Source organism: Streptomyces sp. KL109B (assembly GCF_030766935.1).
GTDB lineage: Bacteria > Actinomycetota > Actinomycetes > Streptomycetales > Streptomycetaceae > Streptomyces.
The window spans coordinates 450,512-468,562 of record NZ_JASERL010000004.1 but is presented as its reverse complement, the minus strand read 5'-3'; the positions used below and the strand labels follow the sequence as shown (position 1 = coordinate 468,562).

Genomic DNA, 18,051 nt, shown 5'->3' with positions numbered 1-18,051 from the left:
ACTCGCGGCTAGGCGATCGGGTTCTCCAGGTCGCCGACCAACTGCAGCGCGCCCGACGGGTCCGCCAGGTCGACCATCTGCTCGTTGTTGCGCAGCTGGAGGCGGTTGAGGGCGGAGAGGGAGAAGTGCGGGGCGAACATGTCGAACTGCTCGAACTTCTCGGCCAGTTGGGGCATCGCCTCCTGGTAGTCGCGCACGCAGTCCGCGACCGCCGACCAGAACGTGTCCTCGTCCACGACGCCGTCCTCGACCAGATTGGCCGCGAGGAAGCGGAAGAAGCAGTCGAAGACGTCCGTGAAGATCGACAGGAGCTTCATGTCGTCGGGGACCTCGGCCTTGATGCGCTCCACGGCGGGCGGCAGGACCGCGTCCGGGTCCATCACCGCGATCTCCTCGGCGATGTCCTTGAAGATCGACCGCTGGACGACGCCGTTCTCGTCCAGGACCAGGATGACGTTCTCGCCGTGCGGCATGAACACCAGGTCGTAGGCGTAGAAGCTGTGGAGGAGGGGGGTGAGGTACGACTTGAGGTACGGCTTCAGCCACTCGCGGGGGGTGAGGCCCGAGCGCTCGATCAGCGCGCCCGCGAAGGACTTGCCCTCGCGGTCCACGTGCAGGAGCGAGGCCATCGTCGCGAGGCGCTCGCCCTCGCCGAGCGAGGCGACCGGGGACTCGCGCCACAGCGCCGCCAGCATCTTGCGGTACGGCGAGTAGCGGTCGGTGGCGGCCTCGTACTCCAGGTGCCGGTAGCCGACGGCCGCGCGCTCGCGGATGATCGTCAGGCCGGTGTCCTTGAGCACCTCGTCGTTCTCGATGAGGTTCGCGAGCCAGTCGTTGATCGCCGGGGTCGCCTCCATGTACGCCGCCGAAAGGCCGCGCATGAAGCCCATGTTGATGACCGAGAGGGCCGTTTTCACGTAGTGCTTGGTGGGGGCGGAGGAGTTGAAGAACGTGCGGATCGACTGCTGCGCCAGGTACTCGTCGTCGCCCTCGCCGAGGCACACGAGGTGCCGCTGCGCGACTTCGGCGGCGAACGTGACGGACAGCTTGTTCCACCACTGCCACGGGTGGGCCGGGATGAGGAGGTAGTCGGCCGGGTTGAGGCCCTGGTCGCGCAGGACCGTGTCGAAGCGCTCGCGGGTGGCGTCGCCCAACTCGGCGCGCAGGAACGACTCGTACTCCAGGCCGGCGCCCGCCGTGAACGCCGCGCGCTCGCGGGACGCCGCCAGCCAGATCAGCCGGACGGGGCTCGCGGTCTCGGGGGCGTACGAGAGGTACTCGTGGACGCCGAAGCCGAGCCGGCCGTTGTTCGCGACGAAGCAGGGGTGGCCCTCGGTCATGCCGGTCTCGATCGCCTGGAAGTCGCCGGACGCGGCGAGTTCGGCGGACGTGACGTTGGGCTTCGTCAGTTTGAAGCAGGTGCCGGACAGGGTGGAGGAGATCTCCTCCAGGTACACCGGGAGCGTCGAGTCGCTGAGGCCGAGGCTCTTCTTCATCTCGATGAAGAACTGCAGGGCGTTCAGGGGGAGTTCGGCGCCGTCGCGGTGCCGGGTGATCGAGTCGGCGGACACCTGCCAGTGGTCCAGGCGCAGGCGGCGCGCGGTGAACTCGTAGCGGGTCAGGCCGTCGTCGCTCAGGACGGAGAACCGGTCCGGGCCGACGGCGGCCTCGGGTATGAGGAGCCGCTCGTGGCTGAACTCGGCTATGGCCTTGCGGATGAGGAGGCGGTTGGCCTCGGCCCAGCGCTCGGGGGAGAGGTGGGCGGCGGCGTCGGCGATGGTCATGCTGCGGTCGTCCTTCCCGTGGATCGTCCGGTGGCCGCTTCGAACTGGGCGCGCGTGCAGAAGCTGAGCAGCGCCTTCTTCTCCGGCTTGTCGATCTCGCGGTCCGCGACGAAGCCGACGGCCTCGTTCAGCGCGTGCACCGCCTTGTTCTGTACGTCGGGTTCGACGACGACACGGTTCACGGAGGGGTCCGCGAACAGCGACTCCATCACCTTCGTGATCACGGCGCGCGTGAAGCCCGGGACGCGGACGTCCGAGGGCGCCGTGAGGAAGTGCATGCCGATGTCGCCGGGCTCCGGCTCGTACAGGCCGACCAGCTCGACGTACCGGGGGTCGTAGCGCTCCATCAGGAACGCCGGTTCGCCGTCGTGCAGGCCGAGGAACGCGTCGTGGTGCTCGTGCGCCGCGATCGACATGTACTCGCGCTCGACGTCCTGGAGCTTGGCGTCCTGCATCAGCCAGAACGCGGCCTTCGGGTCGGTGACCCAGCGGTGCAGGAGGCCGGCGTCGGTCTGCGGGTCGACGGGGCGCAGGGTCAGCGCGCCCACGGTTTTGGTGTTGCTCAGGTTGCTCATGCTGCGAACTCCTGGAACGCGATGGTCTTCTCGACGGGGTAGTACTCGGTGCCGAGCAGCTCGCCGATGATGTAACTGTTGCGGTAGGCGCCCATGCCCAGGTCCGGGCTGGTGATCGAGTGGGTGTGCACGCCCGCGTTCTGCAGGAAGATGCCGCGGCCCGTGGTGTCGATCGAGTAGTTGCGGGCGACGTCGTAGCGGCCCTTGCCGTCCCAGCGGATGCGGTCCTCGACCGGCTTCAGGAAGGCGGGGGTGGCGTACTTGTAGCCGGTGGCGAGGATCAGGCCCTCGGTGTCCAGCTCGAACTCCTTGTCCTGCTCCTCCTGGTGCAGGCCGAGGCTGTACGTGCCGTTCTCGTAACGCGCGGTCCTCAGCGCCGAGTTGGTGAGCAGGCGCGTCGGCACGGGGCCGTTGAGGCCCTTCTGGTACAGCAGGTCGAAGATCGCGTCGATCAGCTCGCCGTCGATCCCCTTGAACAGGCCCTTCTGCCGCTCCTCAAGGGAGTACCGGGTCTGCTCCGGCAGCTGGTGGAAGTAGTCGATGTAGTCCGGGGACGTCATCTCCAGCGTCAGCTTGGTGTATTCGAGCGGGAAGAAGCGCGGCGAGCGGGTCACCCAGTTCAGGCGGTAGCCGTGCACGTCGATCTCGCTGAGGAGGTCGTAGTAGATCTCGGCGGCGGACTGCCCGGAGCCGACCAGCGTGATCGACTTCTTCTTCTGGAGCCGCTCCTTGTGCTGTACGTAGCGGGAGTTGTGGATGACTCCGTCGCCGCCGAGCCCCTGGCAGGCCTCGGGGACGTACGGCGGGGTACCGGTGCCGAGGACCAGGTGCGGGGCGCGGTACGTCTCGCCGCCCTCGGTGGTGGCGGTGTAGAGGCCGTCGCCCTCGTCGTACGTCACCGAGGTCACGGTCGTGTTGAACCGGACCGAACTGAGCCTGGCCGCCGCCCACTTGCAGTAGTCGTTGTACTCGACGCGCAGCGGATAGAAGTTCTCGCGGATGTAGAACGAGTACAACCGCCCCGATTCCTTCAGGTAGTTGAGGAAGGAGTAGGGGGAGGTGGGGTCGGCGAGGGTGACGAGGTCCGACATGAACGGGGTCTGGAGGTGGGCGCCGTCGAGGAACATCCCCGAGTGCCACTCGAAGTCGGGCTTCGACTCCAGGAAGACGCCGTTCAGTTCGGCGATCGGTTCGGTGAGGCAGGCGAGGCCAAGGTTGAAGGGGCCGAGCCCGATACCGATGAAGTCGTACGTGTCAGGACGCGCGGTCAAGGGTGTCTCCCAGGTACTGCTCGGCGTGGCCGGCGATGAGGTCGAGGACGGCCGAGATGTCGGCGAGGGTCGTCTCGGGGTTGAGCAGGGTGAACTTCAGGTACTGCCGGTCGCCCACCTTGGTGCCCGCCACGACGGCGTCACCGGAGGCGAACAGGGCTTTGCGGGCATAGAGGTTGGCGCGGTCGATCTCCGAGGGGTCGGTGACGTCGGCCGGGATGTAGCGGTAGACGAGCGTGGACAGGCTCGGCTCGACGACCACGTCGAAGCGCGGGTCGGCGGCGAGCAACTGCCAGCCCTCGTGGGCCAGTTCGCAGACCTCGTCGAAGAGTCCGCCGATCCCGTCGGCGCCCATCACGCGCAGCGTCAGCCACAGCTTGAGCGCGTCGAAGCGGCGGGTGGTCTGCAGGGACTTGTCGACCTGGTTGGGGATCCGCTCGGCGACCGTGCGGCGCGGGTTGAGGTACTCCGCGTGGTACGTGGCGTGCCGCAGCGTCGCCCCGTCGCGGACCAGGATCGCGCTCGAACTCACGGGCTGGAAGAAGGACTTGTGGTAGTCGACGGTGACCGAGTCGGCGCGCTCGATGCCGTCGAGCCGCCCCCGGTTCTTCGTCGACACGAGCAGCCCGCAGCCGTACGCGGCGTCCACGTGCATCCACGTGCCGTACTCGGCGCACAGCGCGGCGATCTCCGGCAGCGGGTCGATGGAGCCGAAGTCGGTCGTCCCGGCGGTCGCGACGACGGCCATGGGGACGAGGCCCTCCTCGCGGCAGCGCTTCAGCTCGGTGGCGAGCGCCACGGTCTGCATGCGCTTCTCGCGGTCGACCGGGATCGAGACGACCGACTGCGGGTCGAGGCCGAGCAGCGTCGCGGACTTCTTGACGCTGAAGTGGCTGACCTCGGAGGCGAAGACGCGGAGTTTGCCCAGGTCGTCGGCCTTGGCCTCCTCGCGGGCGAGCAGCATCGCCTGGAGGTTGGACTGCGAGCCGCCGGACGTGAACACGCCGTCGGCGGCGGGGCCGAGGCCGATCCGGCCGGTGGTCCAGTCGATGAGCTTGCGCTCGATGAGGGTGCCGCCCGCGGACTGGTCCCAGGTGTCGAGCGAGGAGTTGACCGCGGCGAGGACGGCCTCGCCGAGCACGGCCGGGATGACGACCGGGCAGTTGAGGTGGGCGAGATAGCGGGGGTGGTGGAAGTAGACCGCGTCCCGGAGGTAGACGTCCTCCAGTTCGTCGAGCGCGGCGATGGTGTCCTGGAGCGGCTCGTCCAGGTCGACGGCGTCGACGGTGGGGGCGAGGGCGTCGGGGGTGACGCCGGTGAACGGCCTTGTGGTGGTGGCGAGTTTGGCCGCCACCCGCTCGACCCCCTCGGTCACGGAGCTGCGGTAGAGCTCCGCTGTGGTGTCGTTGAGCAGGTGCGAGCGCATGAACGGTTCCTCCGGGGTGGGGTGAGGGTGTTCCCGGGTGGGGCAGGAAAAAGGGCGGGGCTGCGACCCTTGAGTAAGGTTAGCCTAACCTAACTTTGGCTCGCGACCCCGCCCCCCGTTGTGTGTCAGGAATGGCTGGAATGTTCAGTTGTGAGGCGAGTTGGGCAAAATTAAGCCCCTGCGGCGATTGAGCAGCGGGGGCCGGGGCAGAGCCCCGCGACGTCACGCGGCGCGCAGCGCGTCCTCACTGAGGCCACGCCGCCAGTACCCGACAAACGTCACCGCCCGCTTGTCGTAACCACGTTCACGTACGAGATGCCTGCGCATCTCCTTCATCACGCCGGACTCCCCGGCCAGCCACGCGTACGGGCTTACGGCATCCGGGAGTTGAGCGGAGCGCACCGCCTCCACCGCTGAAGGCGCGCCTTCGTCACGGACCAACCAGGTCACCTGGACATCCGCGAGCGTGATGATCGGCTGGACGTCCTCGCGGTGCGGAACCTCCAAGTACACGTGCGCCGAGACGTGTTCGGGCAGCCACGCGAGGACGCCGAGCGCCGCGGGCAGCGCCGTCTCGTCGCCCCACATGAGGATGTGGTCGAAGTCGTCCTGCGGCCGGCAGCGCACCGCGCCGTTGTCGGCGATCGCTGGGCCGAGCACGACGGCCCGGTCCCCGGGGGCGGCGGCCCGCGCCCAGCGGCACGCGGGCCCGGACGTCGCCGGGTCGTCGTCGTGCAGCACGAAGTCGATGTCGACCTCCTCCGCCGGGAAGCGGCGCTGCCCGCTCAGCGTGTACGAGCGCATGATCGCCCGCTCCGCGTCCGGGATCGCCCGGAACGCCGCGTGCCAGGCGCGGCCGTCGTCGAGGCCCATGGGCGGGAGTACGGGGGCGTCCTGGCCCGGGTGCGGCAGGAAGAGGGAGAGGGACTGGTCCCGGCCGCCGCCGTGGAAGTCGGCGAGGTCGGGGCCTGTGAAGGTGACCCGGAGCAACGACGGACCGAGCCGCCGCGTGCGGACCACTTGCAGATCGAAGAATCGGAAGGGGGCGACAGCGGGGGCTTCGGTCGTCGTCGTCATGGGATCAGGACACCTTCTTCGCCGTCTCGATGGCCTTCGCGAGGTTCTCCAGCATCGGAGCGCACTTGTCGTAGGAGAGGATCGGCTCGGGGGAGCGGGCGATGACCTGGCCCGCCTTGACCGCCGGCAGCTTCTTCCAGGTCGGCTCGTCGATGTCGGCGGGCTGAATCGCCTGGGCGCGGTCGTCCATCATGATGATGTCGGCCTTGTGCTTGTTGACGTTCTCCCAGCTCAGGTTCTCGAACCAGCCGCCGGACGCCTTCTTCGCGGCCTCCGTGGGCTCCACGAAGTTCACGCCGAGCGCCTTGAAGTACTCCAGGTCGATGGAGAGGTTGGTGCCCGAGACGTAGAAGATGTCGGGGCTCGCGCTGCCCGCCATCACCTTGATGTCCGGGTTGGCCTTCGCCGCCTTGCGCAGCCGGGCCGCGGCGTCCTCGAAGCGCTTCTTCGCCTTGACGACCTTGTCCGCCTTCAGGTCGGCGCCGAGCGACTCCGCCAGCTTGTAGATGTGCTCGAGCGGGGTCGTGAGCTGGCGGTCGTAGACCGAGATGCCGACGCTCGGGGCGAGCTTGGCGATCTTCTTGGCGGACTCCTCGGGGACGTACCAGAGGGTGCCCGCGCCGTCGAACATCGTGGTGATCAGCACCTGGGGGGAGAGCCCCGCGTACTTCTCGATGTTGAACTGGCCCCACTCGTTGCCGATGACCGTGACCTTGTCGACGGGCATGTCGCCGGCCTGGACGTCGGGCTTGCCGCCCTTCGTGGTCGTCGGGCCGAAGACGCCCTTGACCTGGATGCCGTAGTCGTAGAGGGCGGCGCCGACGCCGGTGAAGGCGACGATGTCCGTCGGGACCTTGTCCAGCTTCACGGTCTTGCCGCGGTCGTCCTTGAACGACCAGGGGCCGGACTTCTCCGCGGCCCCCGCCGAGCTGGAGCCGCCGTCTTTGGAGCCGTCGTTGCCGCAGGCGGCCAGGGCGGCGCCGAGGCCGAGGGCACCGCCTGCGGCGAGGATGCCGCGGCGGGTGGGGCGGGTCAGTCGGGCGTTCGACATGCGGGCTACCTTCGGACGTGCCGGGGTGTTGGCCGGGCGGGACGTAAACTCAGGGTAGGTTAACCTAACTTCCCGCCGTGTCCATAGGGTGGGTGAAAGAGAGCCCCGCCGGCGATTGAGGCGCGGGGTCCGGGGCGGAGCCCCGTGACCGCAAGGCCGTTTCAGGTGGTCAGACCCAGCTCCCGGGCGATCAGCATCCGCTGCACCTCGCTCGTGCCCTCCCCGATCTCCAGGATCTTGGAGTCCCGCCACATGCGGGCGACCGGGTACTCGTTCATGAAGCCGTAGCCCCCGTGGATCTGCGTGGCCTCACGCGCGTTGTCCACCGCCACCGTCGACGAGTACAGCTTCGCGAGCGCCGCCTCCTTCTTGAACGGCTCCCCGGCGACCAGCCGCGACGCCGCGTCCCGCCACGCGAGCCGCGCCGTGTGCGCCTTCATCTCCATGTCGGCGATCTTGAACTGGATGGCCTGGTAGCCGCCGATGGTGCGGCCGAAGGCGCGGCGCTCCTTGGCGTACTTCACCGACTCGTCGACGCAGCCCTGCGCGAGTCCCGTGGCGAGCGCGGAGATCGCGACGCGCCCCTCGTCGAGGATCCGCAGGAACTGGGCGAAGCCCCGGCCCTGTGTGCCCAGCAGGTTCTCGGCAGGCACGCGCACGTCGGCGAAGTGCAGCTCACGGGTGTCCGACGCGTTCCACCCCACCTTCGAGTAGGGCGCCGCGACCGTGAAGCCCGGCGTCCCGGACGGGACGATGATCGAGGAGATCGCCGGGCGGCCGTCCGCCGCGCGGTCCGTCACCGCCGTGACCGTCACCAGGCCCGTGATGTCCGTACCGGAGTTGGTGATGAAGCACTTCGTGCCGTTGATGATCCAGTCGCCGGTCTCCTCGTCCCGGACCGCCGTGGTGCGCGTGCCGCCCGCGTCCGAGCCCGCCTCGGGTTCCGTGAGGCCGAACGCGCCGAGGATCTCGCCCGCGCACAGCTTCGGCAGCCACTGGCGCTTCTGCTCCTCCGTACCGAAGAGGTGGATCGGCATCGCGCCCAGCGAGACCCCGGCCTCCAGCGTGATCGCGACCGAGGAGTCGACCCGGGCGAGTTCTTCGAGGGCGATGCCGAGCGCCAGGTAGTCGCCGCCCATGCCGCCGTACTCCTCCGGGAACGGCAGCCCGAACAGGCCCATGCGGCCCATCTCGCGGACGATCTCGTACGGGAATTCGTGCCGCTCGTAGAAGTCGCCGATCTTCGGGGCGACGACGTCGTGCGCGAACTCCTCGACGGTGCGCCTCAGTTCCTCGTGCTCGGGGGAGAGGTGGTGATCCATGGCTGCCTCACTGCTCCTGTGGGGGCTTCGAGAGTGCGCGGACGGTGCGGGACGGGCTGGGTCGGCCCAGGTGTTCGGCCATCCACCTGCTGGTGTCGGTGAGACGGTCGAGATCGACCCCGGTCTCGATGCCGAGTCCACGCAGCATCCAGACGAGGTCCTCGGTGGCGAGATTGCCGGTGGCGCTCTTCGCGTACGGGCAGCCGCCGAGGCCGCCCGCGGAGGCGTCCACCGTCGTCACGCCGTGCTGCAGCGCCGCCAGGGTGTTGGCGAGCGCCTGTCCGTACGTGTCGTGGAAGTGCACGCCGATCGCGTCCGTCGGCACTCCCTCCTCGTTCAGCTCCGACAGGAGGGTCTGTACGTGTCCGGGGGTGGCCACGCCGATCGTGTCGCCGAGGCTCAGCTCGTCGCAGCCCATGTCGAGGAGGGCCTTGGCGACGGAGACGACCTGGTGGACGGGGACCGGGCCCTCCCACGGGTCGCCGAAGCACATGGAGAGGTAGCCGCGCACGTGCGCCCGGTGCTCCTTGGCCTCGGCCACGACCGGGCCGAACGCGGCGAGGGACTCCGCCACCGTGCGGTTCAGGTTCGCCTTGGCGAAGGACTCGGTGGCGCTGGCGAACACGGCGATGCGGGTCGCGCCGAGCGCGAGCGCCCGCTCCAGGCCGCGCGCGTTCGGTACGAGGACGGGGAGGCGGACGCCGGTCCCTCCGGTGCCTCCGGACCTGCCGGACCCTCCAGGCCCTCCAGGCCCTCCAGACCCTCCAGACCCTCCGGACCCGCCGGACCCGCCGGACCCGCCGGTCCCTCTGGTTCCGATGTCCTGGAGGAGGGGGAACAGGGCTTCCGCGTCGGCGAGTTGGGGCACCCACTTGGGGTGCACGAAGCTCGTCGCCTCGATCGTCGTGAGGCCCGCGGCCGCCAGGCGGCGGATGAACTCCGCCTTCACCTCGGTGGGCACGGACCGCTGCTCGTTCTGCAGGCCGTCGCGGGCGCCCACTTCGTGGATCCGGACGCGCGCCGGGAGACCCTGGGTGGGGACGACCATGGGGAGGGCGGTGCTCATCGCGCGGCCCCCTCGGCTTCGGCCGGGCCCGACTCCGCGTCCTCGGGCGCCACCACCGCCAAGACCTGGTCCATCGCGACCGTCGTCCCCGGCGCCACGTCCAGCTCCGTCACCGTGCCCGCGTGTGGGGCCGCGATCACGTGCTCCATCTTCATCGCCTCCACCACCAACAGACTCTGTCCCGCCGCCACGTGCTCGCCGACGGCCACCTTCACCACGGTCACCGTGCCGGGCATCGGCGCCGTCAGGGAGCCCGCGCCGCCGGCCCCGGAACCGGTCAGGCTCGCCGCCACCGGGTCGTGGTCCCGCACGTGCCAGGCGTCGCCGTCGCGCGCCAGCCAGTCGCCGGACACGGCGGCCACGCGCGCGGGGGCCGTCGGCGCGCCGTCCACCAGGATCTCCGTGCCGCGCACCCGGACCTCGACCGGATCGTGGCCCGCGACCCTCAAGTGGTGCACGGTCCACGCCGGTTCACCGCCGAGTCGCCAGCCGCTGGGCCGCGAGAACGGGTCCGTCCAGCCCTCGGCCCCGGCCTGGGCGAGCCGCTCCTGGCGCAGCGCGCCCGCCGCCGCGTACACCTCCGCCGGGACCTCCGCGTCGACCAGATCGTCCGTGACGCGCTCAACGAGGCCCGTGTCCAACTCGCCCGCCACCACGTCCGGGTGGGCCAGCAGGCGCCGCAGATAACCGGCGTTCGTCGGCACGCCGAGCGTCACCGTTCTGCCGAGCGCCGCCCGCAGCCTGCGCAGCGCCGTCTCCCGGTCGGGGCCGTACGCGATGATCTTCGCGAGCATCGGGTCGTAGAGGCTGGAGACCTCCGTGCCCTCGGTGAGGCCCGAGTCGACGCGTACACCCTCGCCCTCGGGTTCGCGCAGCGCGACGACCGTGCCGCCGGAGGGGAGGAAGCCTCGGGCCGGGTCTTCCGCGCAGAGGCGGGCCTCCACCGCGTGGCCGGTGAGCGTGATGTCGTCCTGGGTGAAGGGGAGCCGCTCGCCGGACGCGACCCGCACCTGCCACTCCACCAGGTCGACGCCCGTCACCAGCTCCGTCACCGGGTGCTCGACCTGGAGGCGGGTGTTCATCTCCATGAAGCAGTACGCGGCCGGATCGTCGCCCGGCACGATGAACTCCACCGTGCCCGCGCCCCGGTAGCCGCAACTGCGCGCCGCCTCCACGGCCGCCGCGCCCATCGCCGCGCGCGTGGCCTCGTCGAGGAGCACGGAGGGCGCCTCCTCGACGATCTTCTGGTGGCGGCGCTGGAGGGAGCACTCGCGCTCGCCGAGGTGCACCACGTTCCCGTGGGCGTCCGCCAGGACCTGGATCTCGATGTGCCGCGGCCGGTCGATCCAGCGCTCCACGAGGAGCGTGTCGTCGCCGAAGGAGGCGCGCGCCTCGCGCCGGGCCGCCGCGATCTCCTCCTCCAGGACGGTCAGATCGCGGACCAGGCGCATGCCCTTGCCGCCGCCGCCCGCGCTCGGCTTGAGCAGGACGGGCGCGCCCAACTTCCGTGCCGCCTCCGCCAGTTCGGGATCGCGGCCGCCGGGCACCACAGGGACCCCGGCGGTGCTCACCGTCTCCTTCGCGCGGATCTTGTCACCCATGAGTGCGATCGCCTCGGCGGGCGGCCCGATGAAGACGAGCCCGGCCTCCTCGCAGGCCCGCGCGAACTCCGCGTTCTCCGCGAGGAAGCCGTAGCCCGGGTGCACCGCCTGCGCGCCGGTCCGTACGGCCGCCTCGATCAGTCGCTCCGCGACCAGGTAGGCCCGCCCGTCGCCCGACCACCGCCCCTCATCGAGGCGCTTCGCGCCGCCCCTGCTGTCCGTGGCCGTCGGCGGGCCGATCCGCACCGCCTCGTCGGCCTCGCGTACGTGCCGCGCGTCCGCGTCGGCGTCGCTGTACACCGCCACCGAGCGGATGCCGAGCGCCCGCAGCGTACGGATGACGCGCACCGCGATCTCGCCGCGGTTGGCCACAAGTACCGTCTCGAACACGTCTCGTTCGCCCCTCACATCCGGAAGACGCCGAAGCCGGCGGACTTCTCCGGCAGCGGCGCGTTGGCACACGCGGTCAGGGCCAGGCCGAGGACCTGGCGGGTCTCCATCGGGTCGATCACGCCGTCGTCCCAGAGCCGGGCCGTCGCGTAGTAGGCGTTCCCCTGCGACTCGTACTGGGCGCGGATCGGGGCCTTGAAGGCCTCTTCCTCCTCGGTGGCCCAGTCCTCGCCGCGCGCCTCCAACTGGTCGCGCTTGACGGTCGCGAGGACGGAGGCGGCCTGCTCGCCGCCCATGACGCTGATCTTCGCGCCGGGCCACATCCACAGGAAGCGGGGGCTGTAGGCCCGGCCGCACATCGAGTAGTTGCCCGCCCCGTACGAGCCGCCGATCACCACCGTCAGCTTCGGCACGCGCGTGCACGCCACCGCCGTGACCATCTTGGCGCCGTGCTTGGCGATCCCGCCCGCCTCGTAGTCCCGGCCCACCATGAAGCCCGAGATGTTCTGGAGGAAGAGCAGTGGAATGCCGCGCTGGTCGCACAGCTCGATGAAGTGGGCGCCCTTCTGGGCGGATTCGGCGAACAGGATGCCGTTGTTCGCGACGATGCCGACCGGGTGCCCGTGGATGTGCGCGAAGCCCGTGACCAGCGTCTGCCCGTACTCCGCCTTGAACTCGGCGAAGCGCGAACCGTCCACCACGCGCGCGATGACCTCCCGTACGTCGTACGGAGTCCGCGAGTCCACCGGCACCGCCCCGTACAGGCCCGCCGGGTCCACCTTCGGCTCGATCGCGGCCTTCACCGCCCACGGCAGCGGGCCGCGCTCCGGCAGCGTGGCGGCGATCTGGCGGACGATGCGCAGCGCGTGCGCGTCGTCCTCCGCCAGGTGGTCGGTGACACCCGAGACCCGCGAGTGGACCTCGCCGCCGCCCAGCTCCTCGGCCGTCACCACCTCGCCCGTCGCCGCCTTCACCAGCGGCGGGCCGCCGAGGAAGATCGTGCCCTGGTTCCGGACGATCACCGCCTCGTCGCTCATCGCCGGGACGTACGCCCCGCCCGCCGTGCACGAGCCGAGCACCGCCGCGATCTGCGGGATGCCCGCGCCGGACATCCGCGCCTGGTTGTAGAAGATCCGCCCGAAGTGCTCGCGGTCCGGGAACACGTCGTCCTGCATCGGCAGGAACGCGCCGCCGGAGTCCACCAAGTAGACGCACGGCAGCCGGTTCTCGAGGGCGACCTCCTGCGCGCGCAGGTGCTTCTTCACCGTCATCGGGTAGTACGTGCCGCCCTTGACCGTCGCGTCATTGGCGACGATCACGCACTCGCGGCCGCTCACCCGGCCGATCCCGGCGATCACCCCGGCCGCCGGCGCCGCGCCCTCGTACATCCCGTCCGCCGCGAGCGGCGCCAGCTCCAGGAAGGGGGAGCCGGGGTCAAGCAGTGCGTCCACCCGCTCGCGCGGCAGCAGCTTGCCGCGCGCCGTGTGCCTCGCGCGGGCCTTCTCGCCGCCGCCGAGCCGGGCCGCCGCGAGCTTGCCGCGCAGTTCCTCGCCGAGCGCCCGGTGCGCCGCCTCATTGGCCCGCCAGGCCTCCGAAGCGGGCTCCGCCGCGCTCGTCAGCTCCGGTGCTTCCTGCATTCCGCGGCCCCTTCGCTGTATCCCGCTGCGACTCGCTGCGTCTCGCTGCGTCGCCAAGTTAATGAGCGTTAACCGATTTCCTTCAGGTTAACGGCCGCTAACGTCCCTGTCTAGAATTGCTTCATGGCCACGAGAACCGACGCCCCCACCCGCCGCGAGCAGATCCTCAAGGAGGCCGCGCGGCTCTTCGCCGAGCGCGGGTTCCACGGCGTGGGCGTGGACGAGATAGGGGCGGCGGTCGGCATCAGTGGGCCCGGCCTGTACCGGCACTTCGCAGGCAAGGACGCGATGCTCGCCGAGCTGCTCGTCGGGATCAGCGGGCAGCTGCTCACCGGCGGCAAGCGGCGGGTGGCCGAGGCGGAGCACGGCCCCGAGGCGCTGCTCGACTCGCTCATCGAGGGGCACATCGACTTCGCGCTCGACGACCGCGACCTGATCACCCTGCACGACCGGGAGCTCGACCGGCTGCGGGACAGCGACCGCAAGCTGGTGCGGCAACTGCAGCGCCAGTACGTGGAGTTGTGGGTGGAGGCTGTGCGCAAGGTCTACCCCGAGCTGTCGGAGACGCACGCGCGCGTGGCCGTGCACGCCGTCTTCGGCCTGCTCAACTCGACCCCGCACCTTGGCCGCCCCGGCGCGCTGCCCAGCAGGTCCGGGACGGCGCGGGTGCTGCACAAGCTGGCGCGCGGGGCGTTCGCGGCGGCGGCCACCCCGGAGTGAAGTGACGTGCGTCTCTGGACGCTCCTCGCGACTCACGGGTAACCTGAACTCTGAGCAAGCGCTTAGTCGCTTGACTGCTGTCCACGTATTCGTCGTAGAGGGAGAGTTCTCCGTGCGCCGTACCGTTTTTGATGAGGACCACGAGGCGTTCCGGGAGACCCTGCGCGCCTTCATCGAGGCCGAGGTCGTCCCCCACTACGACGAGTGGTTCCAGCAGGGCATCGTGCCGCGCGAGCTCTACACGAAGATGGCGGAGCTGGGCCTGTTCGGCATCAACGTGCCCGAGGAGTTCGGCGGCGCCGGCCTCGACACCCACAAGTTCGAGGCCGTCCAGTACGAGGAGACCGCCCGCGCGGGCGTCTCCTTCGGCGGCTCCGGTGTGCACGTCCTCCTCGCGCTCCCCTACATCAAGATGCTCGCCACCGACGAGCAGAAGAAGCGCTACCTGGAGAAGTTCGTCACCGGCGAGGAGATGTGGGCCCTCGCCATGACCGAGCCGGGCACCGGCTCCGACCTGGCCGGCATGAAGACCACGGCCAAGCTCTCCGACGACGGCACGCACTACGTGCTCAACGGCTCCAAGACGTTCATCACCGGCGGCGTGCACGCCGACCGCGTCATCGTCTGCGCCCGCACCGCCGCGCCGACCGCCGAGGACCGCCGCCACGGCATCTCGCTGTTCGCCGTCGACACCAAGTCCGAGGGCTACTCGATCGGCCGCAAGCTCGACAAGCTCGGCCTGAAGACCTCCGACACCGCCGAGCTCGCCTTCGTAGACGTGAAGATCCCCGTCGAGGACCTGCTCGGCGAGGAGAACAAGGGCTTCTACTACCTCGGCAAGAACCTGCCCTCCGAGCGCTGGGGCATCGCCTACGGCGCGTACGCGCAGGCCAAGGCCGCGGTGCGGTTCGCCAAGGAGTACGTCCAGGACCGCACCGTCTTCGGCAAGACCGTCGCGTCGTTCCAGAACACCAAGTTCGAGCTGGCCGCCTGCCAGGCCGAGGTGGACGCCGCCGAGGCCGTCGCCGACCGCGCCCTGGAGGCCCTCGACGCCGGTGAGCTGAGCGCCGCCGAGGCCGCGTCCGCGAAGCTGTTCTGCACCGAGGTCGCGCACCGCGTCATCGACCGCTGCCTCCAGCTGCACGGCGGCTACGGCTTCATGAACGAGTACCCGATCGCCCGCCTGTACGCGGACAACCGCGTCAACCGCATCTACGGCGGCACCAGCGAGATCATGAAGTCGATCATCGCGAAGAACATGGGTCTGTAACCCCGAGAAAACAGCTTCCGGTTACAACTGACCTCATGCACAAGGCACTCGACTCCCTCCTCGATCTGCTCGACCTCGAGCAGATCGAGGAGGACATCTTCCGCGGCCGGTCCCGGTCCTCCGTCGTCCCGCGCGTCTTCGGCGGGCAGGTGGCGGCGCAGGCGCTGGTCGCGGCCGGCCGCACCGTCCCCGCCGACCGGCACGCGCACTCGCTGCACGCGTACTTCCTCGTCGCGGGCGACCCGGGCGCGCCCATCGTCTACACCGTCGACCGGATCCGCGACGGCCGCTCCTTCACCACGCGCCGCGTCGTCGCCGTCCAGCACGGGCAGCCGATCTTCCACCTCTCCGCGTCCTTCCAGACGTACGAGGAGGGCCTCGACCACCAGGCCGACATGCCGCCCGCGCCCGACCCGGAGTCGCTGCCGACCACCGAGGAGTCGCTGCCGCGCTACGCCGCCGACGGCACCCTCGAACCCGACGTCGTCCAGCGGGTGCTCGAGGCGCGCGAGGCCGTCGACCTGCGGTATGTGGACGCGCCGCCGTTCGCCTTCGTAGGGGAGCCGCAGCCGCCGCGCTCGCAGGTCTGGTTCCGCACGCGCGGCAAACTCGCGGACGACCCGCTGCTGCACGTGTGCCTCGCGACGTACGTCTCGGACATGACCCTGCTCGACTCCGTGCTGCTCGCCCACGGGCGGGGCGGCTGGGCCGTCGGCGATGTCGTCGGCGCCTCGCTCGACCACGCGATGTGGTTCCACCGGCCGTTCCGGGCCGACGAATGGCTGCTGTACGACCAGGAGTCGCCGTCCACGTCCGGCGGGCGCGGGCTCGGGCAGGCGCGGATCTACACGCAGGACGGGCAGCTCGCGATCACCGTCATCCAGGAGGGCGTCGTTCGCGTTCCGCGTTGATCGGACATAACGTCACGTACATGGATGTACGGGCGGATGGCAGTGGGCGTGACGCGGAAGAAGCGGGCGGGGAGAGCGTCTTCACGGTGCTCGTCGCCGCGGCGGCCAACCTGGGCATCGCCCTCGCGAAGGCCGTCGCCGGCGTCATCAGCGGCTCCAGCGCGATGCTCTCCGAGGCGGCGCACTCCTTCGCCGACACCGTGACCGAACTGCTGCTGCTCGCCTCCCTGAAGCGCAGCGACAAGCCCGCCGACGAGGAGCATCCGCTCGGGTACGGGGGTGAGCGCTACGTCTGGGCGCTGCTCGCGGCCGTCGCCACGTTCGTGGGCGGCGCCGTCTTCTCGCTCTACGACGGAATCCATACGCTCGTCGCGGGCGAGGAGTTGGGCGATCCGCTCGTCTCGTACGTGGTGTTGGGCATCGCCTTCGTCCTTGAAGGGCTCTCGCTGCGGACGGCGGTGAAGCAGGCGCGGGGTGAGGCGGCGCGGCATCGGGCGCCGTTCGGTACGTATCTGCGGCACACGCCGGACACCGCCGTGAAGGCCGTCGTACTGGAGGACAGCGCGGCGTTGGCCGGTCTTCTGCTCGCGGCGGGCGGACTGCTCGGCGGGCAGCTCACCGGGTCCGGGGTGTGGGACGGGGTGGCGTCGCTGTGCATCGGGGTGCTGCTGCTGTGGGTGGCGTGGGTGCTTGGGCGGTCGAATGCGGAGTTGCTGGTGGGGAGGCCGTTGCCGAAGCCGATTCGGGACGAGGTGCGGACGATTGTGCTGGGGGTGGAGCACGTCGAGGCGGTGCTGGAGCTGACCACGTTGGTGCAGGGGCCGCGGGAGGCGTTGGTGGCGGCGAAGGTCGATTTTCGGGATGCGTCCACCGCGGCGCAGATCGAGTGGGCGTGTGAGGACGCCTCGCGGCGGATCCGGGAGAGGTTTCCCGCGGTCCGCCGAGTCTTCCTCGACCCGACCCCGGGGTTCGCGGCGCGCCGCACGGAGGGGCTCAATCCGTGGTGACCCTTTCGAGCCCCTGCGGCGCTTGAGCGGGCGGCTCCGTGGCTGAGGTCCCGGGGCGCTGCCCCGGACCCCGCTGCTCAAGCGCCGCAGGGGCTTGAGGAGGCCGGGGCGGGGCGGTGCTTGAGGTGAACCAGGGGTTACTGGTTGAGGCCCGCCGCGTCCAGGAGGTAGGCGGTCATCGGGTCGTAGTGGCGGGGGCTCGTGACGTGGTCGTCCAGGGGGATCGTGACCTGCATCGTGCCTTCCGCCTCGCCCACGAAGAGGGCCGGGTCGTTGCAGTCCGCGTAGCCGACGGAGTCCAGCCCGCGTTGGGCGGCGCAGCCGGCCCAGCCGTGGTCGGCGACGACGAGGTCGGGCAGGGGGCGGCCCGCGGCCTCCAGGGCGTCGAGGATCGCCGTCATGGGGGCCGGGGAGTGGGTGTGCCAGAGGGTGGCGCCGCGTTCCAGCATCGCCACGTCCGCGAACTGGAAGACCATGCCCTCGTCCGTGGCCAGGCCCTCCGGGACCGTCATGATCTCGCAGCCCGCCGCGCGCAGCGCCGTCGCCGTCGCGCGGTGCACGTCGAGGAGCCCGCCCGGGTGACCCGTGGCGAGGAGGACGCGCTGACGGTCCTCGGCGGCCTTGCGCAGGCGCGCGGCCATGCGGTCCAGGGCGTCGACCGTGAGTTCCGGGTCGATGGTGTCCTGGCCCGCGTTGTACTCGGGGTCGGCCACGACGCCGCAGCGCTCGGCCATCACGGCGAGCACGTCGCGCTCGTCGCTCCAGCGGTCGCCGAGTTCCAGGCCCAGCCAGTAGTGGCGGTCGCCCATCGCGAGCTTGCGGTAGTGCGAGCGATTGTTCTCGCGTGGGGTGGCCACGTCGCCCGCGATGCGGGTGCGTACGAGGTGGTCGATCAGGTCGTCGCGGGTCGGAACATCGCTGGGCAATCCGGGTATCGGCATGA

The 18,051-nt window shown here is 70.3% G+C and carries 15 protein-coding genes; 4 read left to right on the top strand and 11 right to left on the bottom strand.

The window, feature by feature from the left end; all coding sequences use genetic code 11:
• Positions 1–8 precede the first annotated feature (8 nt).
• From RBJ65_RS16705 to RBJ65_RS16660, 10 genes are all read right to left on the bottom strand, one after another.
• On the bottom strand, positions 9–1,784 hold the full coding sequence (locus tag RBJ65_RS16705; RefSeq protein WP_306320414.1) for an IucA/IucC family siderophore biosynthesis protein: 1,776 nt from the start codon (positions 1,782–1,784) through the stop codon (positions 9–11).
• Positions 1,781–2,359, bottom strand: a complete 579-nt coding sequence (locus RBJ65_RS16700; protein WP_306320415.1) for a GNAT family N-acetyltransferase — start codon at positions 2,357–2,359, stop codon at positions 1,781–1,783. Before RBJ65_RS16700 ends, RBJ65_RS16705 begins: the two co-directional genes overlap by 4 nt.
• Positions 2,356–3,630 (bottom strand): lysine N(6)-hydroxylase/L-ornithine N(5)-oxygenase family protein, encoded by a 1,275-nt coding sequence (locus tag RBJ65_RS16695; RefSeq protein WP_306320416.1) that lies wholly within the window; start codon positions 3,628–3,630, stop codon positions 2,356–2,358. Before RBJ65_RS16695 ends, RBJ65_RS16700 begins: the two co-directional genes overlap by 4 nt.
• Positions 3,614–5,056, bottom strand: coding sequence for a lysine decarboxylase DesA (gene desA, locus RBJ65_RS16690; RefSeq protein WP_306320417.1), 1,443 nt, complete (start codon positions 5,054–5,056; stop codon positions 3,614–3,616). Before desA ends, RBJ65_RS16695 begins: the two co-directional genes overlap by 17 nt.
• Before the next feature lie 222 nt (positions 5,057–5,278).
• Complete coding sequence (locus RBJ65_RS16685; protein WP_306320418.1) at positions 5,279–6,133, bottom strand: siderophore-interacting protein; 855 nt, start codon at positions 6,131–6,133, stop codon at positions 5,279–5,281.
• A gap of 4 nt (positions 6,134–6,137) precedes the next feature.
• Complete coding sequence (locus RBJ65_RS16680; protein WP_306320419.1) at positions 6,138–7,184, bottom strand: ABC transporter substrate-binding protein; 1,047 nt, start codon at positions 7,182–7,184, stop codon at positions 6,138–6,140.
• A gap of 161 nt (positions 7,185–7,345) precedes the next feature.
• Positions 7,346–8,506, bottom strand: a complete 1,161-nt coding sequence (locus RBJ65_RS16675) for an acyl-CoA dehydrogenase family protein (protein ID WP_306320420.1) — start codon at positions 8,504–8,506, stop codon at positions 7,346–7,348.
• Between the two features lie 7 nt (positions 8,507–8,513).
• On the bottom strand, positions 8,514–9,572 hold the full coding sequence (locus tag RBJ65_RS16670) for a hydroxymethylglutaryl-CoA lyase (RefSeq protein ID WP_306320421.1): 1,059 nt from the start codon (positions 9,570–9,572) through the stop codon (positions 8,514–8,516).
• Positions 9,569–11,563 (bottom strand): biotin carboxylase N-terminal domain-containing protein, encoded by a 1,995-nt coding sequence (locus RBJ65_RS16665; RefSeq protein WP_306320422.1) that lies wholly within the window; start codon positions 11,561–11,563, stop codon positions 9,569–9,571. The genes RBJ65_RS16670 and RBJ65_RS16665 overlap by 4 nt, the downstream gene beginning before the upstream one ends.
• 14 nt (positions 11,564–11,577) lie before the next feature.
• Positions 11,578–13,200, bottom strand: coding sequence for a carboxyl transferase domain-containing protein (locus tag RBJ65_RS16660; protein ID WP_306320423.1), 1,623 nt, complete (start codon positions 13,198–13,200; stop codon positions 11,578–11,580).
• A gap of 123 nt (positions 13,201–13,323) precedes the next feature.
• Between RBJ65_RS16660 and RBJ65_RS16655 the strand changes: the two genes are divergently transcribed.
• The 4 genes from RBJ65_RS16655 to RBJ65_RS16640 all read left to right on the top strand — a co-directional run bounded on the left by RBJ65_RS16655 (position 13,324) and on the right by RBJ65_RS16640 (position 17,108).
• On the top strand, positions 13,324–13,920 hold the full coding sequence (locus RBJ65_RS16655; RefSeq protein WP_306320424.1) for a TetR/AcrR family transcriptional regulator: 597 nt from the start codon (positions 13,324–13,326) through the stop codon (positions 13,918–13,920).
• 112 nt (positions 13,921–14,032) lie between these two features.
• Entirely contained in the window at positions 14,033–15,190 is a 1,158-nt protein-coding gene (locus tag RBJ65_RS16650; RefSeq protein WP_306320425.1) for an acyl-CoA dehydrogenase family protein, read from the top strand.
• A 35-nt stretch (positions 15,191–15,225) separates the two neighbouring features.
• The gene (locus RBJ65_RS16645; RefSeq protein ID WP_306320426.1) at positions 15,226–16,101 is read left to right on the top strand and encodes an acyl-CoA thioesterase II; all 876 of its coding nucleotides are present in this window, start codon (positions 15,226–15,228) and stop codon (positions 16,099–16,101) included.
• A gap of 20 nt (positions 16,102–16,121) precedes the next feature.
• On the top strand, positions 16,122–17,108 hold the full coding sequence (locus RBJ65_RS16640) for a cation diffusion facilitator family transporter (RefSeq protein ID WP_306320427.1): 987 nt from the start codon (positions 16,122–16,124) through the stop codon (positions 17,106–17,108).
• A gap of 137 nt (positions 17,109–17,245) precedes the next feature.
• Here the strand turns inward: RBJ65_RS16640 and RBJ65_RS16635 are convergent, their stop codons facing one another.
• Entirely contained in the window at positions 17,246–18,049 is an 804-nt protein-coding gene (locus tag RBJ65_RS16635) for a phosphatase (RefSeq protein ID WP_306320428.1), read from the bottom strand.
• Positions 18,050–18,051 lie beyond the last annotated feature (2 nt).